Origin of the sequence: Sorangium sp. So ce381 (assembly GCF_051473845.1) — a bacterium.
GTDB classification, from domain to species: domain Bacteria; phylum Myxococcota_A; class Polyangia; order Polyangiales; family Polyangiaceae; genus Sorangium; species Sorangium atrum.
On the sequence record NZ_CP150336.1, the window covers coordinates 7,911,676 to 7,935,388 of the forward strand.

A 23,713-nucleotide genomic window follows, 5' to 3' on the forward strand; every position below is an offset into this window, starting at 1 on the left:
AAGCATCTCCCCCGGCACCTCCGGATCCTACTTCTGAAGCGCAGCCAGGGAAGTTCAAGAGGGCGAGGACGGGAATCGCGAGAGCGGTTAACTTGCGCGAGGCACGAGAACGGACAGACATGAAGGCCTCCATGTTTCGAGTGCACATTCCCGGCGGAGGGCGGTTCGATCACGCTTATCGCTATGAATCGTACGACCGGAGCAGGCAGCGTTTGGTCAGGATGCAAATGTTCAACAAACTTGTAGTCGATGTCATCCATCCGGTTCGTCTCCGGGAACACATCACGAAAGCTCGCACCTGCGGGACATCCGAGGACGCGACACTTTTTGGGCAAGACTCGTTTCGTCGCGTCGCGTTCACGTAGAGTCTGATCGTCTGCTCGTGATCGAAGGACGGACCTGACTCCGGCGGCGATGTGCTTGCGGAGGCACGGGCTCGGCGGCACCGGGCGGCCCTTTTTCCGCCGCCGGGCGGCCTGCACGCTCGCCCTTACCCGGCGCGAGCTTGCCGTTCCGCCGCGGTGCCCCAGAGGATCCCATCATGGCGCGACTGCGACGCCTCATCGAGCCGGGGACGCGCGCGACGCCCGACCTCCTGGCCGGGCTCCGCGCGCTGGCCCGGCCGCTGCGCTCCACGGCCGATCTCGACCCCTTGATCGAGCGCATCGGCGACGCGCGCTGCGCGCTCCTCGGCGAGGCGACGCACGGGACGCGCGAGTTCTACACGTGGCGCGCAGAGCTCTCCAGGCGGCTGATCGTCGAGGCGGGCGCCTCCTTCATCGCCGTCGAGGGCGACTGGCCCGATTGCTACCGCGTCAACCGGTATGTGAAGGGGTACGCGGACGCGGGGAGCAGCGCCCGCGCGGTGCTGCGCGCCTTCGATCGCTGGCCGACCTGGATGTGGGCCAACGAGGAGGTCGCCGACCTCATCGAGTGGCTGCGCAGGCACAACGAGGGTCGGCCCGAGGAGCAGCGGGTCGGCTTCTACGGGCTCGACGTCTACAGCCTCTGGGACTCGCTCCGCGAGGTCATGCGCTACCTGGAGGGGGCCGCCCCCGACGCGCTGCCGGCCGCGCGGCGCGCGCTGCGCTGCTTCGAGCCGTATGCCGACGATGCCCAGGAGTACGCCCGGGCGACGGTGCTCGTACCGGAGTCGTGCCAGGCGGAGGCCGTCTGGCTGCTCGCCGAGGTGCGCAGGAGAGCGCCGGCGTTCGGCGCCGACGGGCGCGACGGGCACTTCGTCGCCGAGCAGAACGCGCTCGTGGTCAAGAACGCCGAGGCCTACTACCGGGCGATGGTGCGCAGCGACGCGGAGTCCTGGAACGTCCGCGATCGGCACATGGCCGAGACGCTCGATCGGCTGCTCGCGCAGCACGGCCCGCGCGGGCGCGCGATCGTCTGGGCGCACAACTCGCACATCGGCGACGCGCGCTTCACCGACATGGCGGAGCGGGGCGAGGTGAACCTCGGCCAGCTCGCCCGCGAGCGCCACGGAGAGGAGCGCGTCGCGCTCGTCGCCTTCGGCACCCACCGCGGCACGGTGATCGCCGCCCGGGAGTGGGACGCGCCGATGGAGGTGATGCGCTTGCCGGTCGGGCGGCCCGAGAGCTGGGAGGACCTGCTGCACGAGACGGGCGGCCGGGATCAGCTGCTGATCTTCGAGTCGGGGCGGCTGCCGCAGGAGTCGCTGGCCTGGCGCGGCCACCGCGCCGTCGGCGTCGTCTACCACCCCGAGTACGACTGGCACGGGAACTACGTGCCGACGGTGCTGCCGCGCCGCTATGACGCGCTCCTCTTCGTGGACGAGTCACAGGCCGTCCGGCCCCTGCACCTCGCGCCGCGGGCAGAGAGGGAGCCGCCGGAGACCTACCCCACCGGCGTGTGACGCCGGCGGCATGGCGCGCGCAGTGCAAAGCGCGCTGGGGGCGCGGGCATCCCGGCGCCGGAGGAGGTGAATCCAGTGAACCGCGAGAGCGCTGTGTACGCGATCCTCTTCGACCTCGACGGGACCCTGGTGGACACGGTCTACGCCCACGTCCTGTCGTGGCAGCGCGCGTTCGCCGAGGCGGGCATACCGATCGACGCCTGGCGGGTGCACCGGCGCATCGGGATGAGCGGCGGGCTCTTCGCTCGCGCGGTCGCGCGCGAGGTCGGCTATCCGCTGGCGGCCGAGCGGGCGCGCTTCGTCCAGGAACGCCACGGCGAGATCTTCCAGCAGATCCTGCCGGAGCGACGCCCGCTGCCGGGGGCCGTCGCGCTGCTCCGTCAGCTGCGCGAGGCGGGCGTGCCGCACGGCATCGCCACCTCCGGACGGCGGCCGGAGATCGACGCCTCGCTCGCGGCGCTCGAGCTCCCGCCGGACATGGTCGTCGTCGCTCGCGGTGACGTGAGCCGCGCGAAGCCGGCGCCCGATCTCTTCTTCGCTTGCCAGCAGCGCCTCGGGGTGGCGGCCGAGGACTGCTACGTTGTCGGTGACTCCGTATGGGACCTGCTCGCCGCGCGCCGAGCCCGCATGTTCGGGGTCGGCTTGCTCTCCGGTGGGTACGGGCAGGACGAGCTGCTCGCGGCGGGGGCGTACCGCGTATACCGCGATCCCGCGGAGCTCGGCGCCGCGCTCGACGAGCTCGGCGTCCTGCCCTGAGGGCCGCCTGGTGGAGGCGGTCCGCGCGCGGCGGCGGGGATCAGGCATGGGCCTCAGGAGGCTCTGAAGGCGAGGTGATCCGATGCTCTCGTTACAATCTCCCGATTTCCACGATGGCGATGTGATCCCGATCGTGCACACCTGCGAGGGCAAGGACGTGCCGCCCGCGCTCTCCTGGTCGGGTGTCCCCGGCGGCACGAGGAGCCTTGCGCTCATCGTCGACGACCCGGACGCGCCCGATCCGCGCGCCCCCAAGACGACATGGGTCCACTGGGTGCTCTACAACATCCCGCCCGACGCCGGCGGCCTGCCCGAGGGCGCGCGCAAGGCCAACCTGCCGGCGGGCACGCTCGAGGGGAGGAACGACTGGAAGCGCGCCGGCTACGGCGGCCCGTGCCCGCCGATCGGCAAACACCGTTACTTCTTCAAGCTGTATGCGCTCGACACGGTGCTGCCCCCGCGAGACGGGCTCACGAAGGTGGAGGTCGAGAAGGCGATGGAGGGACACGTCCTCGCGCGCGTCGAGCTCGTAGGCACGTATCAGAAGCGGGGCCGCCCGTAGTACATGGACGCGCCTCGGGCGCGCGCGCGCTCAACCGCACTTGCAGACCGGGCGACCGTCATCGTCACAGTGGCACTGACATACTCCCTCGGGACACGTGACGACTTTATCGCCCTTCGGGCAGGTGGCGACGCACGAGGCGATCGAGGCCTCCTCGGCGCCCGCCGCGACCTCGACGTCGCTGGCCTGCGAAGGATCAGGCGCCTCGGCGTCGACCGACGCCGCCGCGCTGCGGTTTACAGCCTCCGCGCCCGCGCTCGTCCAGAGCGCCGCGGAAGCGGGCAGCATCGACAACCCGAACACCGATAACAGCGTACCGCGCATCTTCACTCCTCCTGATCAGCGATGCTTCCATGAATGGGCATCATGGATCGCCAGGGGCCGAGGCACGCGGCGTGCCGAATGGCGCGGTCGGCGGCCGAGCTCGCGGCGCCGCGACGGGTACGGGAGCGCTGCCCCGCGTGTGTCCGCGGTGTTCGGGCGGTAGAGCCAGCCCGGCTGCGCTGTTTGAGCTCGCCTGTCATGCCGCATCTTCACCAGAAGCGGCGAGATCGCCGCCTCGAACGCGATGATTCGAGCAAACCGTTGCGCGCGATGGTTTGCTCGAACACGCAAACCGTCCGCTGGCGGGCGGCGCCGCCGAGCGGCCGCGGCCTCACATCGGCGCGGCGAGAGCGCGCGGCGCGCGCTGCACCAGCGGTGAGCACGGCTGGCACGACGAGTGCTCTTCCGCCAAGGAGCAGGCACACACAGGGGCGGATGGCCTGCGAGCCGGCGCGATGCACCGAGTCCTGCGGAGCTGCTCGAACACAGGGGCTCCGCGCGGTCGGCAAACGCAGCTGGCGTGTCTGGCCTCTCTGACCGTCAACCATCACAAGATCGAACGAAAGAGGAAGAACATGACACGAAAGATCATCACCGCGTTCGCTGGGTTGTCGCTGTTCGTCGGCGTGGCGATGGCCCACGCGGCGACGCTGCCCACCTCGAGCCTGAAGGGCCGCTCAGTCCTCCAGACCAACGCGAGCGCCGGGATCCCCGAGAAGGTGGCCTATTACTGCGGGTTCCCGGGGGCCAACGTGGCCACCACGACGAACATCGGCATCGCGGGCATCGCCATCGGGACCTCGGGGTCCGTCGCCCAGTCGTCGGTCGCCCAGGCCGGCGGGTTCGGCAACCTCGGCCTCGCGACGGCCAACGCAGGGGGCTTCCACGGCCGCGGCCCTGGAGGCTGGAGGAGCGTCGCGCTGAACGACGCGCCGGCGCCGGGTCAAGCCGACATCCTCTTCGACAACTAGCGCTCCGCCCGCCCCGGCCGGCCCGCTGGGGCCGGAGCATCCACGGGCCGCGCGCGGCGCTCCGGCCGCGCGCGGCCTTCTCTCCGACGACCCCGAACCCGGGATGGACGAAACCATGCGCCGTTTACTCCGTGTGCTCTCGACGTCCGCGCCCGCGCTGCTCGCCGCGGCGCTCTGTTTTCATTTCGCGATGACAGTCGCCTACCTGACGCCGCAGAACCCGCTCCAGCTCCGCTTCGCGCGGCTCATCAGCGGGTACATGAACCCGTTCCTCCAGCAGAACTGGCACCTCTTCGCCCCCGATCCCATCACCGACACGCGATTCGTGATGGTCGCCTGCCGCCTGCGCGAGCCGGACGGGAGCACGACCGAGACCGGGTGGACCGATATCACGACCCCTTACTGGGAATCCCATTTGGAGAACCGCCTCGGCCCCGCGACGCGCCTCGGACGATCGGTGACGGGCGCTGCGCGCATGATCTACACCGTCGATCCGACGTCGCTTCAGATGGCGAAGAAGCTCGATCAGCAGCGCGCCCGCGCGCAGGCGGGCGGAGGCGGCGCCGAGGCCGCCGATGCTCAGGTGGTCGACATGCTCAGGGACGAGGTGAAGAAGGAGCAGGACGCCGGCTTTCAGCTCGGCAAGACCGTCCTGGAGCGGGCGGGCTCCGCGCACTGTGACAGCCTGTACGGCCCGAACCGCACCGCCGCGGTGCGGCTGCGCCTGGCGGTGCTGAAGTTCCCGCGCTTCTCCCGGCGCGACCTGCCCGACGCGAAGGGTGACATGACGTACTACGATTTCGACTGGGCTCCGTATCAGCCGGTGGCGCCGCTGGAGGCGGCGACCGAGGACAGACGCCAGACGCCCGTGGCCCTCGGGGCAGCGGCCGTGGAGGAGAGGTGACGCCATGCTGAGCAAGCTGAACGCACGCTGGCGCCGCATCGTGGAGCTCGCGAGCCGCGAGCGCTGCCTGATCGGGGCCAGCCTCTTCCGGATCGTCGCCGGGTTGACCATCCTCCACCTCTACCTGGCCAACTATTTCCAGCGCCATTACCTCTACGGCCCCGAGGGGGTGTGGCCATTCGCGCGGTCGCTCGAGGAGGCCCACAGCACCGGCGCGTTCTCGATTTACCTGCTCAGCAGGTCACCGCTCTACTTCGAGGTCGTCTTCCACCTGGCCATGCTGTTCGCGGCGCTGTGGGTCATCGGCTTCCGCACCCGTCTCATGTCGCTGCTCACGTATGTCGGGCTCTGGTCGCTGCACCAGCGGAACCCCGTCCTGCTCGACGGCGGCGACAACCTCGTCCGGCTCGCGCTCCTGTATGGCATCTTCGCCGAGCTCGGCGCCTACTTCTCGCTCGACGCCGACCGCCTCCGCGCGCAGCGGGAGCGCGGCGGGGACCTCCAGCGGATCAAGGGGATGCTCCACAACGCGGCGATCCTCGCCTGCGCCGTCCAGGTGTGCCTGGTCTACGGGGTCGCAGGGCTCTACAAGGTGCAGGGGGAGCTGTGGCAGAACGGGACGGCCCTTTATTACATCACCCGCGTCGGCGAGTTCACCTGGCCCGGCCACAGCGACAGCCTCTCCCGCAGCGTCGCGGTGGTGACGGCGCTGACCTACGCGACGGTCGGGTTCCAGCTCAGCTTCCCGTTCCTGTTCGCCCTGAACCGGCACACACGCAGGCTCTCGCTCGCCGCGGCGTTCCTGTTCCACGCCGGCATCGCCGTCATGATGGGGCTCGGCACGTTCGCCGCGTTCATGATCAGCGTCGAGCTGGCGCTCATCGCGGACGCGGAGTACCGGGCGATCGGCGCGTTCGCCAGGCGGCTCGTGTCCATCGAGGCGCCCGCGCTCCGGCGCTTCCTGCCCGCGCGGCGGATCCAGACGAAGTAGCGCGGCGTGGCGCGGGCGCGCTCGAGCGCCCGCGCCATGTCCCTCCCGCCGGCGTCCCGGCGCTCCCCGCCCAGCCTCACCAGCCTTCCGCCACGCGGATCGCGATCTTCCCGATCGTGCGGCCCGACTCGATGGCGCGGTGGGCCTGCGAGAGCTCGCGCACCGGGTAGCTCGCGCTGACGATGGGCCTGATGTGGCCTTGCGCCGCCAGCTCCGCCACCGCGGCGAGCGCGCGGCCCTGCGCGTGCGGGTCGAGCCGCCAGATCGTGGCAGCGCCCATCACATGATAGATGAGCGACGCCGCCTTCATGAACAGCCGGTCCGCGACCGGCGCGGGCGTCGGCACGATGCTCACCACGGTGCCCATCGGCGCCACGGCGTCGAGCGCCTGATCCAGCGCGCGGCCACCGGCGTTGTCGAAGGCCACCGCGACGCCCGCCCCACCGGTCAGATCCCGGCACGCCTTGCCCACGTCCTGCGTCGTGTGATCGAGCACGACCGCGGCGCCGAGCTCGCGGCAGAGCGCCGTCGACTCGGGTCGGCTGGCGGTCGCCACCACCCGTAGCCCGAGGTGACGCGAGAGCTGCAGCTGCAGATGCCCCACGCCGCCTGCGCCCGCGGTGACAAGCACCGCGGCGCCGGGCGCGGGCCGCGCGCGCGAGAGGCATTCCCAGGCCGTGACGCCCGCGAGCGACAGGCATGCGGCCTGCTCATGGGAGAGGGCCGCCGGTTTGCGCGCGAGGGTGCGGCTGTCGGCCACCACCCGCTCCGCGTTCGCGCCCTGCCCGAACAGGCTGGGTGAGCCGAACACCTCGTCTCCGACCGCGAGCTCGTCGACGCCGGGGCCGACCGCGTCGACGATCCCGGAGACGTCGTAGCCGAGCACCAGCGGGAACTGCCGCTCGATGCGGCGGGGCCCGGGCGCCGCCGATCGCGCCCGGATGTCCGCCGGGTTGACCGACGACGCGATCACCCGCACCCTCACCTGGTGAGGTCCGGGCGATGGCTCGGGCAGCTCCAGCGGCACGAGCTGCGAGGCGTCGCCATGGTGATGGATTCCGATTGCCTTCATTCGCTGCAGTCCTCTCGAACGACGCCGGCGCGCGGCGGCGCAGGCGCAGTGTGCCCGCCGGCGGCGGCCCTGTATTGAACGATGTCGACATCGACGCTCACCATCGCCAGGAGCCCCCTCCGCGCGCCGCAGCTGGCCGCGCATGCCGCGCCCGGGGGCGGCCAGCGCGGCGTCACCGGGCTCGTCGACGTGGCGGGGCGGGTCGCGTCGTGGGGCCCGCCGGCGCCGTGCGCCTTGCCGTCGCTGCACGCGGTGCTGAGCATCGGCCTGCTCGGCGAGATCCAGAGCGAGCGCGACGACCGCGCGGGGGGCGCGGTGTGGCTGTCCGGCGTCGCGACCCGGCCGTTCAGCTACCGGCTGTCGGCCGAGCTGCACGCCGTGATCGTCCTGATCGAGCCCTGGGCGATCTCCGAGTGGTTCGGCGTCGACGCCGCCTGCCTCGTCGATCGCCGCGTCGATCTGCGCGACGTCCTCGGCGCCCCGCCGGTGGCGAGGTTGCTACCGGCGGTGCAGCGCGCCGGCACGGCGCAGGGCCGCCTGCTGGCGGTGCGGCGCTGGCTGGCCGCGCTGACGCCGCGCGCGGCGGCGCCAGCCCCGCTGCGAGACGCCCGGCTCGCCGACCGGGACGCGGCCGGCCTGGCCCGCGCGCTGGGCGTCTCGCTGCGCCAGTCCGAGCGGCTGCTGCGGCGCCACCACGGGGTGACGCTGCGGGAGATGAAGGGTATCCGGCGCTTCCAGCGCGCGCTGGAGCGCCTCGATCAGGACCTGTCGTGGGCCGCGCTGAGCGCCGACGCCGGGTTCGCCGACCAGAGCCACCTTTGCCGCGCCGTGCGGCGGTATGCCGGCATGACGCCCGCCGCGCTGCGCGGCGCGACCGGGGCGAGCCTGATCGCGCCGGTGTACCGGCCGCTGGGTTGCCAGGACCGGTTCGTCGCGATCTGACGCCGCCATCCAGGGGGTTCGCTCGAGACTCGGTCGCCCAGCCCCCCCGTCGCGCCTTCATGGCTCCAGCCTGGCGCCGGGCGAGCCGCGGCGTGAGATCAGCGGCGCTCGCGCCGCTGCTGGACGATCGCCTTGCCCTGACGGGCGAGGGCATAGAGGATCCCGGCCTGGAGATCGCGCTGCGTCAGGAGGTTGCCCAGATCGATCCCCTGCGCGACAAGCGTCCGGGCGACGTCGGGTGACGCCCCGACGAGGACGCACGTGGCGCCGAGGAGCGCGGCGGCCCGCGTGGCCTGGAGGAGGCGGGCAGCCACGTCGGCGTCGAGGACCGGCACGCCCGTGACGTCGATGAGCACCGTCTCGGCCCGGTGGCGCTCGATGCCCTGGAGGAGCGTCTCCAGGAGCTGGGCGCCGCGGGCGGAGTCGATGGTCCCCACGAGGGGCACCACGAGGATGCCTTCGTGGACCGGGATGACCGGCGTGGACAGCTCCTGGATGACGTCGAGGAGCTGCCGCTGCGTCGCGAACCACGCGAGCTCCTTCTGCACGGCCTCGTCGGCGCGCTTCTTCTCCGTGATGTCCTCGATCATGACAAGGAGATAGCGGCAGACGCCGTGCTCGTCTTTGAGGGGCACCTTCACCATGTGAAGCCATCGCTCCCCGGTCGGCGTGGCGATGCGCGACTCGGGTATGTCCACGATCTCGCCCTTCTCGATCACGTCGCGATCCATGCGATCGAGCCACCTGGCCTCCTCCAGTCGATGCGGGAAGAGGTCGAAGACGTTCTTGCCGAGAACGCCGCTCCGCGGGGTGCCGAAGACCTTCTCGTAATGGCCGTTCATCCGGACGAGGCGGAATTCCGTCACCTCCTTGATGAAGACCGAGACCGGCACGTGCTCGATGATGGTGTCGAGGAAGCTCTCGATAGGCACCGTCCCCGGCTTGCCGCGCGGCGCAGCCGGGTCGTGGACGCAGACGAGCGCGCCGCGCGCGCCATCGACGCGGAGCTGCGTGACCGAGATCCCGCAGGACGGCGCGCCGGGCGCGCCGCCCCGGAGCTCGATGCCGGCCTGCTCGCGCTCGCCTTCGAGGACGGCGCGGATGGCTGCGAGCACCTCCTGCGCCTCACCGGCGAGCCCCTCGGGCGACGCGGGCAGGACGGCCGGCGCGTGCGCGGGGGACACCGGCCAGGCGGGGAGCGCGCCCTCCGCGAGGATCTGCTCGAGGCGAGGATTGGCGCACCGGAGCGCTCCCTTTGCATCGAAGACGGCGGCGCCTACCGGGAGCGCGCAGAGGAGCGGCAGGGGGTCGACGCCAGCGTGCGGCAGGGGACCAGCGCCGACGTGCGGGCCGGGCCCATCGAGATCTAGGGTCATTCGGGATCCTTCCACGCGACACGAGCTGCCCAGCGCTCTCCGAGCCGGACGACCCGTCGAATACCCCAACCTTTCAACGCGCTCTCCGGGAATCGTGATGCGCTCACCATCATGTAATACATCTAACAATTTCGTACAGATAGCGCCGTAGCTCCCCCGAAAGACCGATCGTTGATCAAACCCTGTTCAGGCGCGCAGACTCCGCTCGACCCCTGCTCGGGTCGCTCGCGGTGCACCGGCAAGGACACGGCCTGATCGGGCGGCATCCAACGCGCGTGGCACGGAGGTTGATACCGTTTGTATCGATGATATCGATGCTCCCCGTGGATGCCGAACACCTCTCTCGGCCGCCTGCCGCCACCGGGCCGCACGCCGCGCCCGGCCTCCTCGTCCTGCCGCTGCCCGATCGCTCGGTGCCCGGACGAGGCGGGCAGCGCGCCGTTCGCGCCCGGATCCCCGGAGCCAGCGGGAGACGCCGTGCGCGCGCGTGATCTCGGCGTCGCGCCTGGCATCTTCGATCCGGGCCCGCTAAACGCGATCACCGACGTGGGCGGCGTGCGCGTCGGGCACGCCACGGTGATCGAGGGGGACGCGATCCGCACCGGCGTCACCGCCGTATTCCCCCATGGAGGGAACCTCTACCTCGATCGCGTCCCCGCGGCGATCCATGTGGGCAACGGGTTTGGCAAGCTCGTCGGCGCGACCCAGGTCCGCGAGCTGGGTGAGCTGGAGACTCCCATTCTCCTCACGACCACGCTTTGCGTGTTCCGGGCCGCCGACGCGCTCGTCGAATGGATGCTGGCGCAGCCGGGCATGGAGGAGGTGCGCTCGCTCAACCCGGTCGTCGGCGAGACCAACGACGGCGCGCTCAACGCGGTCCGGCTCCGTCCGATCACCGCCGAGCACGTGCGCGCGGCGCTGGGCTCGGCGCGGGAGGGGCCCACGCTGGAGGGGTGCGTCGGCGCGGGTACGGGCACCGTCGCCTTCGGATGGAAGGGGGGGATCGGCACCGCCTCGCGGGTGCTGCCAGCGTCGCTCGGCGGGGCCTGCGTCGGCGTGCTCGTCCAGTCGAACTTCGGCGGCGTGCTGCAGGTGATGGGCGCGCCCGTCGGCCAGGAGCTCGGCCGGTACGCTTTCCGGTCGCAGGTCGAGGCGGCGGCGGGGGACGGCTCCATCCTCATCCTCGTCGCGACGGACGCGCCGCTGTCGGATCGCAACCTCGGGCGACTCGCTGCCCGCGCGATCCTGGGCCTGGCACGCACCGGATCCTCCGGCGCGAACGGCTCCGGCGACTACGCGATCGCCTTCTCGACGAGCGCCTCGGTGCGGCGCCGCTCCGGCGCGAAGCGGCTCGCGATCACGGAGCTCTCGAACCAGGAGACGTCCGCCCTCTTCCAGGCCGTGATCGAGGCGACGGAGGAGGCCATCTACAACTCGCTCTTCACGGCCGAGACCACCACGGGGAGCGGTCGCACCGTGGACGCCATTCCGCTGGATCGGGTCCGTGAGGTGCTGTCGAGGCACGGCGTCCAGCGGCCGTCCGGCCGCTCCCGCCCTGCATGACGCAAGAGACCGCCGCAGGCGGGCCGGCGCGAGAGCTCGCCGCCATTTCCCGTGGCGCAACGAGGTGCTTTTGGCAACATCACGAATCGACCCGGCGCCTCGGAGACCGATCCGGCCTTGGACACCCTCCCTTTATGACCGACAGTCCACGTTACCGCGTGCTGGGGGTGCTGCACCAAGGTGCGGACACGATCCTCTACCGCGCGCGGCGCGAGAAGGACGGCCGGCCGGTGGTGCTCAAGGCCCTGCGGCGCGACCACGCAAGCCCCCGCGCCCTCGGCAGGCTCCAGCACGAGCTCGAGGTCGCCAGGGCGCTGAGATCGCCCGCGGTCGTCAAGGCCTGTGGGATCGAGCCGTTCCGCGACCAGGTGACCCTGGTCCTCGAGGACTTCGGCGGCCGCTCGCTCGACCGGTTGCTCGATGACGATGGGCCGATTCCGCTCGAGCGCTTCTTCCCCCTCGCCCTCCGCCTCGCCGCCGCCCTCGCCGAGCTCCACCGGCACCACGTCATCCACAAGGACATCAAGCCCCAGAACCTGCTCTACAACCCCGACACCGGCGAGGTGAAGATCACCGATCTCGGCATCGCCTCCCTCTCTCTCCGCGGCGCCCAGGAGCTCACACGCGACGGCCTCATCGAGGGCACGCTGGCTTACATGGCGCCAGAGCAGACGGGCCGCATGAACCGCCGGGTCGACGAGCGGACCGACCTGTACTCCCTCGGCGTCACCTTCTACGAGATGCTGACTGGCACCCTGCCCTTCCAGGCCAGCGACCCCGTCGAATGGGTCTATTGCCACATCGCGCAGAGCCCGGTCCCACCCCACACGCTCGTCCCCTCGATTCCACCAGTCCTGTCCGAGGTCGTGCTCAAGCTGCTCTCCAAGGCCGCCGAGGAGCGTTACCAGAGCGCCCTCGGCCTGCACCACGACCTCGAACGGTGCTCTTCCCAGCTGCGCCAGAGCGGCGCCATCGAGGCCTTCCCGCTCGGACAGCGCGACGTCTCCGACAGGCTCCAGATCCCGCAGCGGCTCTACGGCCGCGAGCGCGAGCTCGAGGCGCTGCGCGCCGCCTTCGAGCGCGTGGTCGCGAACGGCCGGCCAGAGCTCGTGCTCGTCTCCGGCTACTCGGGCATCGGCAAGTCCTCGCTCGTCGCCGAGCTGCACGGGCCTGTCGTGCGCGAGCGCGGCTCCTTCCTCTCCGGCAAATTCGATCAGCTCAAGCGCGACGTCCCCTATCGCCCCCTCCTTCACGCCTTCCGGGGGCTCGTGCAGGAGATCCTCAGCGCCAGCGAGCAGCAGGTCGAGCGCTGGAGAGAGCGCCTCCGCGAGGCCCTCGGCGCGAGCGGCGGGTTGCTCACCGACATGCTCCCCGAGCTCGCCCTGCTCCTCGGCCCGCAGCCGCCCGTGCCCGAGCTCCCGCCCGCCGAGGCCCAGAGCCGGCTCCTCGCCACGCTCCAGCGCTTCGTCGCCGCCTGCGCCCGCAAGGAGCACCCCGTCGCCCTCTTCCTCGACGACCTGCAATGGGCCGACCCCGGCAGCCTCCTTTTGCTCGAGCAGCTCGCCACCCTCGCAGGTGACGCGCACCTCCTCGTGATAGGCGCTTATCGCGACAACGAGGTCGGCCCCGCGCACCCGCTCCGGCTCACGCTCGCCGAGGCCCAGAAGCGCGGCGCCGCCGTCTCCGAGCTCGTCCTCGCGCCGCTCTCCGCCGCCCACGTCGGGGCGCTCGTCGCCGAGACGGTCCACGCGCCCGAAGCGCAAGTCGAGCCGCTCTCGCAGCTCGTCCACGAGAAGACCGGCGGCAACCCGTTCTTCGTGCTCCAGTTCCTCATCACCCTGCACGACGAGGGGCTCATCACCTTCGATGCCGACGAGGGCGCATGGCGCTGGGACAGCGCCGCCATCCGCGACAAGGGCTTCACCGACAACGTCGTCGAGCTGATGGTGGGCAAGCTCAATCGGCTCTCGGTCCCGACGCGCGACGCCCTCAAGCTCGCCGCCTGCCTCGGTGGCAGCCTGACCCTCGACGCCCTCGCGGTGGTCGCGAGGCGGCCGACCGAGGAGCTCCGCGAGGCGCTCGAGGAGGCCGCGCGGGAGGGTCTGCTGCTCCGCCGGGACAGCGCCTATCGCTTCCTCCATGACCGGGTGCAGCAGGCGGCTTATTCGCTCATTCCGCCAGGACAGCTCGCCGAGGTGCACCTCGGGATCGGCCAGCTGCTCTTGAAGGCGCAGCGCGCCGAAGAGCGCGACGACACGCTGTTCGAGATCGTCGGCCACCTCAACCGCGGCTCCGCGCTCCTCCGTTCCCAGGCCGAGCGCGACGAGCTCGCCGCCCTCAACCTCCGCGCCGGCAGGAAGGCCAAGGCCGCCGCCGCCTACCAGTCCGCCGCCGCCCTCTTCGCCGCCGGCCTGGCCCTCCTCGCGAGAGATCCCCACGAGCGCTGGGAGACTCGGTACGATCTGGCCTATCCCCTGAGCCTCGAGCGCGCTCACGCCGCCTACGTCATCGGCAGCTTCGAGGAGGCCGATCGGCTGCTCGCGGAGCTCATGGGGCGCACGAGGAACGAGCTCGATCGCGCCGCGGTCGTCGAGCTCGCCGTCACCTTCTACCAGACCCGAGGCCGGTCCGACCACGCCGTCGAGCTCGGGCTCGCGTGGCTCCGCGCCTCGGATATCGATCTTCCTCTCCACCCCACCGACGCGCAGGTCGAGGAAGAGACCGAGGGCCTCTGGCAAGCTCTGGGCGACCGGGCGATCGAGGACCTCATCCACCTGCCCCCCATGGAGCACCCGGAGTGCAAGGTCGTGATGGCGGTGCTGCAAGCCGTGGCCGGCCCCGCGATCTTCGTGGACCAGGACCTGCACTACCTCATCGTCCTGCGCCAGGTGAAGCTCGGCCTGCGCCACGGCAACGCGGAGAGCTCCGCCCACGCGTATGCGGCCTTCGCGCGGATGTTCGGCCCGCGGTTCGGGCGATACAAGGAGGCCTACAAGTTCGGAAAGCTCGGCTACGACCTCGCGGACAGGAGCGACCTCCTCACCGTGAAGTCGCTGGTATTCACCCTCTTCGGGCAGCAAGTCGTCTTCTGGACACGCCATTACCGGGAGACGTACCCCTACACGCGCGCCGGGTTCAGCGCCGCGGTCGAGTCCGGCGATATGCGCATGGCGTGCTTCAACTGCGTCTGGGCTCCGCTGTTCCCGCTGCTCGCCGGCGAGCCGCTGGAGGACGTCCTCCACGAGGTCGAGGAGCGCAGCCGCTTCGTGCGCAAGGCCGGCTACGAGTTCGCCCACGGCGTCCTGGCCAGCGCCCGCGCCCTCATCCAGACGCTGCGCGGGAGGCCGGTCCGCTTCTCGAAGCTCGACGGCTCCGAGCTGGATAGGCAGGCCTTCGAGGCGGGGCTCGATGAGGGGGACATGAGGGGCGCCCGCGGCCTCCATTACAGCATGAAGGCGCGCGCCCTCTTCATACTCGGCTCCCACGACGAAGCGCTCGCCGCGGCGACGCGCGTGATCGTCGACCACCCCTTCAAGAGAGAGCCTTACGCGCTCATCGCCGAGAACTGCTATTTTCATGCGCTCGCGCTCGCGGCCCTCGCAGACGAGGGCGCGCGCGGAGCGCGGCGGTCGCCGGCGCAGGAGCTCCCCGAGGGCCTCCTCGACGGCGAGCGGCAGCTCGGCGCGTGGGCCGCGAGCTGCCCCGACAACTTCCTCCACAAACACGCCCTGGTCCGCGCCGAGATCGCCCGGCTCCTCGGGAACGAGCCCGAGGCCATCCGGCTCTACGAGCAGGCCATCTCCTCGGCGCGGGAGAACGGCTTCGTCCAGCAGGAGGCCATCGCCTGCGAGCTCGCCGCCCGGTTCTACCGCAACCGCGGCCTGTCCACGCCCGCCGACGCCTACCTGCGGGACGCCCGCGCCGCCTATTTCCGCTGGGGCGCGCACGCCAAGGTCGAGCAGCTCGACCAGCGTTATCCCTTCCTCGTCGAGCGAAAGCCGATCGCCCCCACCGTCACCTTCGCCGTCCGCGCCGAGCAGTTCGACGTCCTGTCCGTCGTCAAGGCCTCTCAGAGCATCTCCGGCGAGCTCAAGCTCCCGCGCCTGCTCGAGATGCTCCTGCGCATCGTGGTCGAGCACGCGGGCGCCGGAGAGGGGGTCGTGCTCTTGGTCCGGGAGGAGCGCCTGTCGACGGCGGCGGCGATCGCGACGTCCAGGGGCGCCGCGCGGCTGCTCGACGCGGGCGAGGCGTCGACGGCGCTGCCGCAATCCATTCTCAACTATGTCCTCCGCAGCCACGAGCGCGTGCTGCTCGACGACGCGGCGGCCAGGCACCCGTTCTCGGAGGACGAGTATTTCCGCCGCAAGAGGCCGAGGTCCGTGCTGTGCCTGCCGATCATGCGGCAGGCCCGGCTGCTCGGCGTGCTCTACCTGGAGAACGGGCTCGTGGCCGGGGCGTTCACCCCCGGGCGGCTCACCGTGCTCGAGCTGCTCACCTCGCAGTCGGCCATCTCGCTCGAGAACGCCATGCTCTATGCCGATATCGAGCAGGAGAACACCGAGCGGCGCCGGGCAGAGCAGGCGCTGCAGGCGAACCAGGCGACGCTGCAGGCCATCGTCGACAACTCCGCCGCGACCATCTTCCTCAAGGATCGCGAGGGCCGGTATCTGCTCGCCAACCGCCACGCGGGGAACGTCGCCGGCGTGCCGAGCCAAGAGCTCCTCGGAAAGACCGACGACGAGCTCTTCCAGGGTTCCAACGCCGAGGTCCTCCGAGACAACGACCGGCGGGTGCTCGACGCGGGCGAGCCGCTGGAGTTCGAGGAGGTGGTGATGCAAGAGGGCGAGCCGCGCACCTACCTGTCCCTCAAGTTCCCGCTCGGCGAGGGCGTCATGCCCGGCGTGGTCTGCGGCATCTGCACCGACATCACCGAGCGCAAGCGCGCCGAGCTCGCCGAGCGCTTCCTCGCCGAGGCGAGCCGCAGGCTCATGGCCCTCGGCTACGGCGCCACCCTCGAGAGCGTCGCGCAGCTCGCGTTGCCAGCGCTGGCCGACCGGTGCGTCATCGACGTGGACCTCGCCCGGGACGCCCCGGGGCGGACGGTCACCGCGGGGATGCCGGCCGAGCTCGCAGGCGCGGTGACGGACGCGCTGCGGCCTCTGACAGCGACGTCGCCGGACCAGCCCGAGATAGGCGACATCCGCGCCGCGCCTCTCCTCGATCCGCTCGGCGTTCACTCCTTCCTCCGGGTCCCGCTCCTCGCGCGCGACCGGCGCTTCGGGGTCATGACCCTGCTGGCGGCCGCGCCCCGGCACCGTTACGGCCCTGCCGACCTGTGGCTGGCCCAGGAGCTGGCGGGCCGCGCTGCGCTCGCCCTCGACAACAGCCGCCTGTTCGCCGAGGCCCAGCAGGCGATCGAGCGCCGCGACGAGTTCCTCCTCGTCGCATCCCACGAGCTCAAGACGCCGCTCACCTCGCTGAAGATGCAGGCCCACCTCCTCGCTCGGCTCCTGCCCCGCCTCCAGCGCGGAGAGGTCGCCCCGGAGCGCATCGACGCCGCGCTCCAGCTCCTCGATCGCCAGATCGCGCGCCTCGCCCACCTGGTCAACGAGCTGCTCGACGTGACCCGCCTGAACGCCGGCCAGCTCTCGCTCGCGCGCGCGCCCGTCGATCTGGCCGCCCTGGCGCGCGAGGTCGTCGAGCGGATGCACCAGCAGCTCGCCGACGCCCGCTGCCGCACCCGGCTCGAGCTGGACGAGCCCGTGACTGGACACTGGGATCCTTCCCGCATGGAGCAGGTCCTCATCAACCTCCTGTCCAACGCGATCAAGTACGGCGCGGGAGGCCTCATTCACGTCATCGTGCGCCGCGAGGGCGCTCGCGCGGTGCTCGTCGTCCGCGATCATGGCATGGGCATCGCGGAGGCCGATCAGGCAAGGATCTTCGAGCGCTTCGAGCGCGCCGTCTCCGTCCGCAACTTCGGAGGCCTCGGCCTCGGCCTCTACATCGTTCGATGGATCGTCACCTCCCATGGCGGCACCATCCGCGTCGAGAGCAAGCCGGGCGCGGGCGCCACCTTCATCGTCGAGCTGCCTTTGCACCTGCCGGAGGCGGAGACGGAAGGCCAGGGCACCTTTCTCCCCCCGGCGTGAGCGTTCTCCGGGAGCCTCAGCGGGCGCTGACGCGCCGCCGTTTGCTCGTGACGGGTCGCAGCGCTTTTGGCAATGTACCAAGTTGAACCGCAGCACGCTGCAGACGCTCCGGGTTCAAAGGTCCTCCTATGCCCCATAGTCCACGTTACCGCGTTCTGGAGGTGCTGCACCACGGTGCGGACACGATCCTCTACCGCGCGCGGCGCGAGGAGGACGGCCGGCCGGTGGTGCTCAAGGTCCTGCGACGCGACCACGCAAGCCCTCGCGCCCTCGGCAGGCTCCAGCACGAGCTCGAGGTCGCGACGGCGCTCGCTTCGCCGGTCATCGCCAAGGCCTACGGGATCGAGCCGTTCCGCGACCAGATGACCCTGGTCCTGGAGGACTTCGGCGGCCGCTCGCTCGACCGGCTGCTCGATGGCGACGGGCCGATGCGCGCGATGGGCGGGATGCGCGGGATGGGCGGGATGCCGATCGAGCGCTTCTTCCCCCTCGCCCTCCGCCTCGCCGCCGCGCTCGCCGAGCTCCACCGACACCACGTCATCCACAAGGACATCAAGCCTCAGAACCTGCTCTACAACCCCGACACCGGCGAGGTGAAGATCACCGATCTCGGCATCGCCTCCCTCTCTCACCGCGGCGCCCAGGAGCTCGCTCACGACGGCCTCATCGAGGGCACGCTCGCCTACATGGCGCCCGAGCAGACGGGCCGCATGAACCGCCGGGTCGACGAGCGGACCGACCTGTACTCCCTCGGCGTCACCTTCTACGAGATGCTGACTGGCACCCTGCCCTTCCAGGCCAGCGACCCCGTCGAATGGGTCTATTGCCACATCGCCCAGGCGCCGCAGCCGCCGCACGCGCTCGTCCCCTCGATTCCACCGCAGCTCTCCGCCATCGTCCTCAAGCTGCTCTCCAAGGCCGCCGAGGAGCGTTACCAGAGCGCCCTCGGCCTGCACCACGACCTCGAACGGTGCTCTTCCCAGCTGCGCCAGAGCGGCGCCATCGAGGCCTTCCCGCTCGGACAGCGCGACGTCTCCGACAGGCTCCAGATCCCGCAGCGGCTCTACGGCCGCGAGCGCGAGCTCGAGGCGCTGCGCGCCGCCTTCGAGCGCGTGGTCGCCAGCGGCCGGCCAGAGCTCGTGCTCGTCTCCGGCTACTCGGGCATCGGCAAGTCCTCGCTCGTCGCCGAGCTGCACGGGCCTGTCGTGCGCGAGCGCGGCTTCTTTCTCTCCGGCAAGTTCGATCAGCTCAAGCGCGACGTCCCCTACCGCCCCCTCCTTCACGCCTTCCGGGGGCTCGTGCAGGAGATCCTCGGCGCCAGCGAGCAGCAGGTCGAGCGCTGGAGAGAGCGCCTCCGCGAGGCCCTCGGCGCGAGCGGCGGATTGCTCACCGACATGCTTCCGGAGATCGAGCGCCTCCTCGGCCCGCAGCCGCCCGTGCCCGAGCTCCCGCCCGCCGAGGCCCAGAGCCGGCTGCTCGCCACGCTCCAGCGCTTCGTCGCCGCCTGCGCCCGCAAGGAGCACCCCGTCGCCCTCTTCCTCGACGACCTGCAATGGGCCGACCCCGGCAGCCTCCTTTTGCTCGAGCAGCTCGCCACCCTCGCAGGTGACGCGCACCTCCTCGTGATAGGCGCTTATCGCGACAACGAGGTCGGCCCCGCGCACCCGCTCCGGCTCACGCTCGCCGAGGCCCAGAAGCGCGGCGCCGCCGTCGGCAACATCGTCCTCGCGCCGCTCTCCGCAGCCCACGTCGGCGCGCTCATCGCCGAGACGGTCCACGCGCCCGAAGCGCAAGTCGAGCCGCTCGCCCGGCTCGTCCACGAGAAGACCGGCGGCAACCCCTTCTTCGTGATCCAGTTCCTCATCACCCTGCACGACGAGGGGCTCATCACCTTCGATGCCGACGAGGGCGCATGGCGCTGGGACAGCGCCGCCATCCGCGACAAGGGCTTCACCGACAACGTCGTCGAGCTGATGGTGGGCAAGCTCAATCGGCTCTCGGTCCCGACGCGCGACGCCCTCAAGCTCGCCGCCTGCCTCGGTGGCAGCCTGACCCTCGACGCCCTCGCGGTGGTCGCGAGGCGGCCGACCGAGGAGCTCCGCGAGGCGCTCGAGGAGGCCGCGCGGGAGGGTCTGCTGCTCCGCCGGGACAGCGCCTATCGCTTCCTCCATGACCGGGTGCAGCAGGCGGCTTATTCGCTCATTCCGCCAGGACAGCTCGCCGAGGTGCACCTCGGGATCGGCCAGCTGCTCTTGAAGGCGCAGCGCGCCGAAGAGCGCGACGACACGCTGTTCGAGATCGTCGGCCACCTCAACCGCGGCTCCGCGCTCCTCCGTTCCCAGGCCGAGCGCGACGAGCTCGCCGCCCTCAACCTCCGCGCCGGCAGGAAGGCCAAGGCCGCCGCCGCTTACCAGTCCGCCGCCGCCCTCTTCGCCGCCGGCGCGGCCCTCCTCGCGAACGAGCCGCAGGAACGCTGGGAGACGCAGTACGCGCTGACCCACGCCCTGAACTTCGAGCGAGCGCACTGCGCGTACATCATCGGCAACTTCGATGAAGCCGAGCGGCTGCTCGAGGAGCTCACGGATCGCTCGATGACCAAGATCGAGAGGGCGGCCGTCGTCGAGCTCGCTGTCGCCTTGCACGTGACCCGCGGGCAGAGCGCACGCGCAGTGGAGCTCGGTCTCTCCTTCCTGCGCTCCTACGACATCCATCTGCCGACCCACCTCACCGACGCGCGCATCGAACAAGAGACAGAGAGCGTATGGCGGGCCCTGGGCGACCGGGCGATCGAGGACCTCATCCACCTGCCCCCCATGACGCACCCGGAGATCAAGATCGCGATGAGCATCTTGAAGAGCGTGTCCGTCGCTGCGTATTTCGTGAACCAGAACCTGCATCATCTGGTCCTCGAGCGCATGGTCACGCTCAGCCTTCACCATGGCAACGCCGAGAGCTCCGCCCATGCGTACACCGCCTTCGCGCGGGTGCTCGGCCCGCGGTTCGGGAGATACAAGGAGGCTTACCTGTTCGGAAAGCTCGGCTACGACCTCGCGGAGAGGAGCGACCACCTCGCCGCGAAGCCCACCGTGATCTTCCTGTTCGGGCAGCTGACCGTCTTCTGGACGCGCCATTACAGAGAGACCTACCCCTACAATCGCCTCGGCTTCAACGTCGCCGTGGAGTGCGGCGATCTGAACAACGCATGTTTCCATTGCGTCTGGGCATCGGTGTTCCCCCTGCTCTGCGGGGAGCCGCTGGAGGACGTCCTCCACCTGACCGAGGAGCGCCTCGGCTTCGTGCGCAAGGCCGGTTACGCGTTCATCCATGGCATCCTCCTCAGCGTCCGGTACCTCATCCAGACGCTGCGCGGGAGGCCGGCCCATTACGCGATGCTGGATGGCTCCGAGCTGGATCAGGAGGCCTTCGAGGCGGGGCTCCCTCCGGGGTCCTCGTACGGAGCTCATAGCTTGTACTACTGCCTGAAGGCGCAGGCGCTGCTCCTTCTCGGCTCTCCCCGGGAGGCGCTCGCGGCGTCGACCCGCGTCGTCGTCGATTACGACTGGAGGATGGACGCATGCGCGGAGATCCCCGAGACCTTCTATGTTCACGCGCTCGCGCTCGCCGCGTTATTCGACGACCCGCACGGCGCGCACGACACGCACGACGCGCCGCCGTTGCCAGAGCGGGAGCTCCCCGAAGGGCTCCTCGCGTGCGAGCGGCAGCTCGGCGTGTGGGCCGCGAGCTGCCCCGACAACTACCTCCACAAGCACGCCCTGGTCCGCGCCGAGATCGCCCGGCTCCTCGGGAACGAGCCCGAGGCCATCCGGCTCTACGAGCAGGCCATCTCCTCGGCGCAAGAGGGCGGCTTCGTCCAGCACGAGGCCATCGCCTGCGAGCTCGCCGCCCGGTTCTACGGCAACCGCGGCCTGTCCACGCCCGCCGTCGCCCACCTGCAGCGGGCGCGCGCCGCCTACTTCCGCTGGGGCGCGCACGCCAAGGTCGAGCAGCTCGACCAGCGTTATCCCTTCCTCGTGGAGCGAAGGCCGATCGCGCCCACCGTCACCTTCGCCGTCCGCGCCGAGCAGTTCGACGTCCTGTCCATCGTCAAGGCCTCTCAGAGCATCTCCGGAGAGCTCAAGCTCCCGCGCCTGCTGGAGACGCTGCTGCGCATCGTGGTCGAGCACGCGGGCGCCGGAGAGGGGGTTGCGCTCCTGGTCCGGGAAGATCGCGTGTCGACCGCGGCGATCACGGCGTCCGGGAGCGCGGCGCGGCTGCTCGACGCGGGCGAGGCCGTGGCGGCGCTGCCGCAATCCATCCTCAACTATGTCCTCCGCAGCCACGAGCGCGTGCTGCTCGCCGACGCCGCCGCGAGGCACCCGTTCTCGGACGACGCGTATTTCGGCCGCAAGAGGCCGAGGTCGGTGCTGTGCCTCCCGATCGTGCGGCAAACGCGGCTGCTCGGCCTGCTCTACCTGGAGAACAACCTCGTCACCGGCGCGTTCACCCCGGGGCGGCTCACCGTGCTCGAGCTGCTCGCCTCGCAGTCGGCCATCTCCCTCGAGAACGCCATGCTCTATACCGACATCGAGCAGGAGAACGCCGAGCGGCGCCGGGCGGAGCGCGAGCTCCGTGAAAGCCAGGCCACGCTGCAGGCCATCGTCGACAACTCCGCCGCCGCCATCTACCTCAAGGATCACGACGGCCGGTTCCTGCTCGTCAACCGGCGCGTGAGCCGCGCCCTCGGCAGGCCGGCCGAGCAGATCCTCGGAAAGACGAGCGCCGAGCTCTTGCCTGCCACCGCCACCGCGATCATCGAAGAACACGACCGGCGGGTGTTCGAGGCGGGCGAGCCGCTGGAGTTCGAGGAGGAGGTGCTGCTGGAGGGCGAGCTGCGCACCTACCTGTCGCTCAAGTTCCCGCTCGGCAAGAGCGTCATGCCCGGCGTGCTCTGCGGGATCTCCACCGACATCACCGAGCGCAAGCGGGCCGAGCTCGCCGAGCGCTTCCTGGCCGACGCGAGCCGCAAGCTCATGGCCCTCGGCTACGGCGCCACCCTCGAGAGCGTGGCGCAGCTCGTCGTGCCCGAGCTGGCCGACCGGTGCGTCATCCACGTGGACCTCGCCCAGGACGCCCCGGGGCAGACGGTCACCGCGGGCGTGCCGGCCGAGCTCGCAGGCTCGGTGATGGACGCGCTGCGGCCCCTGGCAGCGAGCTCTCCGGATCACGCCGAGGTGGGCGACATCCGCGCTGCGCCCCTTCTGGAGCCGCTCGGCGTTCACTCCTTCCTCCGCGTCCCGCTCCTCGCCCGCGACCGGCGCTTCGGGGTCATGACCCTGCTGGCGGCCGCGCCCCGGCGCCGTTACCGCCCCGCCGACCTGTGGCTCGCCGAGGAGCTGGCGAGCCGCGCCGCGCTCGCCCTCGACAACAGCCGCCTGTTCGCCGAGGCCCAGCAGGCGATCGAGCGCCGCGACGAGTTCCTCCTCGTCGCATCCCACGAGCTCAAGACACCGCTCACCTCGCTCACGATGCAAGCGCACCTCCTCGCCCGGCTCCTGCCCCGCCTCCAGCGCGCCGAGGTCGCTCCGGAGCGCATCGACGCCGCGATCCAGCTCCTCAACCGACAGATCGCGCGGCTCGGCCACCTGGTCAACGAGCTGCTCGACGTCACCCGCCTGAACGCCGGCCGGCTCTCCCTCGCGCGCGCGCCCCTCGACCTGGCCGCCCTGGCGCGTGATGTCGTCGAGCGGATGCACCAGCAGCTCGCCGACGCCCGCTGCCGCACCCAGCTCGACCTGGACGGGCCCGTGGTGGGCAACTGGGACGCTTCCCGCATGGAGCAGATCCTCATCAACCTCCTGTCCAACGCGCTCAAATATGGCGCGGGGGGCCCCATTCACGTCGTCGTGCGCAGCCTGGCCAGCCGCGCGGTGCTCGTCGTCCGCGATCATGGCATGGGCATCGCGGAGGCCGATCAGGCCAGGATCTTCGAGCGCTTCGAGCGCGCCGTCTCCGTCCGCAACTTCGGCGGCCTCGGCCTCGGCCTCTACATCGTTCGATGGATCGTCACCTCCCATGACGGCACCATCCGCGTCGAGAGCAAGCCAGGCGCGGGCGCCACCTTCATCGTCGAGCTGCCTTTGCGCTCGCCGGACACGGAGACGGACGTCCAGGGCACCTTCCTCCCGCAGGCGTAGGCGCGGCAGGCGCAGGCGCGC

General features: G+C 70.8%; 13 protein-coding genes. 10 read left to right on the forward strand and 3 right to left on the reverse strand.

The genetic code is table 11. The features are described from left to right. The first annotated feature begins 541 nt into the window (after positions 1-541). The 3 genes from WMF29_RS29345 to WMF29_RS29355 all read left to right on the forward strand — a co-directional run bounded on the left by WMF29_RS29345 (position 542) and on the right by WMF29_RS29355 (position 3,203). On the forward strand, positions 542-1,885 hold the full coding sequence (locus tag WMF29_RS29345) for an erythromycin esterase family protein (protein ID WP_437323447.1): 1,344 nt from the start codon (positions 542-544) through the stop codon (positions 1,883-1,885). Between the two features lie 75 nt (positions 1,886-1,960). Continuing rightward, on the forward strand, positions 1,961-2,641 hold the full coding sequence (locus tag WMF29_RS29350; protein WP_437323448.1) for an HAD family hydrolase: 681 nt from the start codon (positions 1,961-1,963) through the stop codon (positions 2,639-2,641). 82 nt (positions 2,642-2,723) lie between these two features. Further along, positions 2,724-3,203 carry a YbhB/YbcL family Raf kinase inhibitor-like protein gene (locus WMF29_RS29355; RefSeq protein ID WP_437323449.1) on the forward strand — a complete coding sequence of 160 codons (480 nt, stop codon included), beginning with the start codon at positions 2,724-2,726 and terminating at the stop codon, positions 3,201-3,203. 30 nt (positions 3,204-3,233) lie between these two features. On the opposite strand, the gene WMF29_RS29360 is transcribed toward WMF29_RS29355, so the two are convergent. Beyond that, on the reverse strand, positions 3,234-3,527 hold the full coding sequence (locus WMF29_RS29360; RefSeq protein WP_437323450.1) for a hypothetical protein: 294 nt from the start codon (positions 3,525-3,527) through the stop codon (positions 3,234-3,236). A 575-nt stretch (positions 3,528-4,102) separates the two neighbouring features. Here WMF29_RS29360 and WMF29_RS29365 point away from each other — a divergent pair. The 3 genes from WMF29_RS29365 (at position 4,103) to WMF29_RS29375 (ending at position 6,393) form a co-directional block, all read left to right on the forward strand. Then, a complete protein-coding gene (locus tag WMF29_RS29365; RefSeq protein ID WP_437323451.1) occupies positions 4,103-4,498 on the forward strand; it encodes a hypothetical protein in 396 nt (131 codons plus the stop codon). A 115-nt stretch (positions 4,499-4,613) separates the two neighbouring features. Continuing rightward, positions 4,614-5,402: a DUF5819 family protein gene (locus WMF29_RS29370; protein ID WP_437323452.1), complete on the forward strand. Its 789-nt coding sequence runs from the start codon at positions 4,614-4,616 to the stop codon at positions 5,400-5,402. A gap of 4 nt (positions 5,403-5,406) precedes the next feature. Then, a complete protein-coding gene (locus WMF29_RS29375) occupies positions 5,407-6,393 on the forward strand; it encodes an HTTM domain-containing protein (RefSeq protein ID WP_437323453.1) in 987 nt (328 codons plus the stop codon). Between the two features lie 76 nt (positions 6,394-6,469). On the opposite strand, the gene WMF29_RS29380 is transcribed toward WMF29_RS29375, so the two are convergent. Then, positions 6,470-7,465 carry a quinone oxidoreductase family protein gene (locus tag WMF29_RS29380; RefSeq protein ID WP_437323454.1) on the reverse strand — a complete coding sequence of 332 codons (996 nt, stop codon included), beginning with the start codon at positions 7,463-7,465 and terminating at the stop codon, positions 6,470-6,472. An 81-nt stretch (positions 7,466-7,546) separates the two neighbouring features. Between WMF29_RS29380 and WMF29_RS29385 the strand changes: the two genes are divergently transcribed. Next, positions 7,547-8,407, forward strand: coding sequence for a helix-turn-helix domain-containing protein (locus tag WMF29_RS29385; RefSeq protein WP_437323455.1), 861 nt, complete (start codon positions 7,547-7,549; stop codon positions 8,405-8,407). A gap of 98 nt (positions 8,408-8,505) precedes the next feature. Here the strand turns inward: WMF29_RS29385 and WMF29_RS29390 are convergent, their stop codons facing one another. After that, positions 8,506-9,783 carry a PAS domain-containing protein gene (locus tag WMF29_RS29390; protein ID WP_437323456.1) on the reverse strand — a complete coding sequence of 426 codons (1,278 nt, stop codon included), beginning with the start codon at positions 9,781-9,783 and terminating at the stop codon, positions 8,506-8,508. 477 nt (positions 9,784-10,260) lie between these two features. Between WMF29_RS29390 and WMF29_RS29395 the strand changes: the two genes are divergently transcribed. The 3 genes from WMF29_RS29395 (at position 10,261) to WMF29_RS29405 (ending at position 23,692) form a co-directional block, all read left to right on the forward strand. Beyond that, positions 10,261-11,346 carry a P1 family peptidase gene (locus WMF29_RS29395; protein ID WP_437323457.1) on the forward strand — a complete coding sequence of 362 codons (1,086 nt, stop codon included), beginning with the start codon at positions 10,261-10,263 and terminating at the stop codon, positions 11,344-11,346. A 134-nt stretch (positions 11,347-11,480) separates the two neighbouring features. Then, entirely contained in the window at positions 11,481-17,498 is a 6,018-nt protein-coding gene (locus WMF29_RS29400) for an AAA family ATPase (RefSeq protein WP_437323458.1), read from the forward strand. A 128-nt stretch (positions 17,499-17,626) separates the two neighbouring features. After that, positions 17,627-23,692 carry a sensor histidine kinase gene (locus WMF29_RS29405; protein ID WP_437323459.1) on the forward strand — a complete coding sequence of 2,022 codons (6,066 nt, stop codon included), beginning with the start codon at positions 17,627-17,629 and terminating at the stop codon, positions 23,690-23,692. The last annotated feature ends 21 nt before the right edge of the window (positions 23,693-23,713 follow it).

What these genes read in the sequence shown, in the direction of transcription:
- WMF29_RS29345 (WP_437323447.1), top strand. Translation starts at nt 542, where the DNA reads ATGGCGCGACTGCGACGCCTCATCGAGCCGGGGACGCGCGCGACGCCC.
- WMF29_RS29355 (WP_437323449.1), top strand. Translation starts at nt 2,724, where the DNA reads ATGCTCTCGTTACAATCTCCCGATTTCCACGATGGCGATGTGATCCCG.
- WMF29_RS29360 (WP_437323450.1), bottom strand. Translation starts at nt 3,527, where the DNA reads ATGCGCGGTACGCTGTTATCGGTGTTCGGGTTGTCGATGCTGCCCGCT.
- WMF29_RS29365 (WP_437323451.1), top strand. Translation starts at nt 4,103, where the DNA reads ATGACACGAAAGATCATCACCGCGTTCGCTGGGTTGTCGCTGTTCGTC.
- WMF29_RS29370 (WP_437323452.1), top strand. Translation starts at nt 4,614, where the DNA reads ATGCGCCGTTTACTCCGTGTGCTCTCGACGTCCGCGCCCGCGCTGCTC.
- WMF29_RS29375 (WP_437323453.1), top strand. Translation starts at nt 5,407, where the DNA reads ATGCTGAGCAAGCTGAACGCACGCTGGCGCCGCATCGTGGAGCTCGCG.
- WMF29_RS29380 (WP_437323454.1), bottom strand. Translation starts at nt 7,465, where the DNA reads ATGAAGGCAATCGGAATCCATCACCATGGCGACGCCTCGCAGCTCGTG.
- WMF29_RS29385 (WP_437323455.1), top strand. Translation starts at nt 7,547, where the DNA reads ATGTCGACATCGACGCTCACCATCGCCAGGAGCCCCCTCCGCGCGCCG.
- WMF29_RS29390 (WP_437323456.1), bottom strand. Translation starts at nt 9,783, where the DNA reads ATGACCCTAGATCTCGATGGGCCCGGCCCGCACGTCGGCGCTGGTCCC.
- WMF29_RS29400 (WP_437323458.1), top strand. Translation starts at nt 11,481, where the DNA reads ATGACCGACAGTCCACGTTACCGCGTGCTGGGGGTGCTGCACCAAGGT.
- WMF29_RS29405 (WP_437323459.1), top strand. Translation starts at nt 17,627, where the DNA reads ATGCCCCATAGTCCACGTTACCGCGTTCTGGAGGTGCTGCACCACGGT.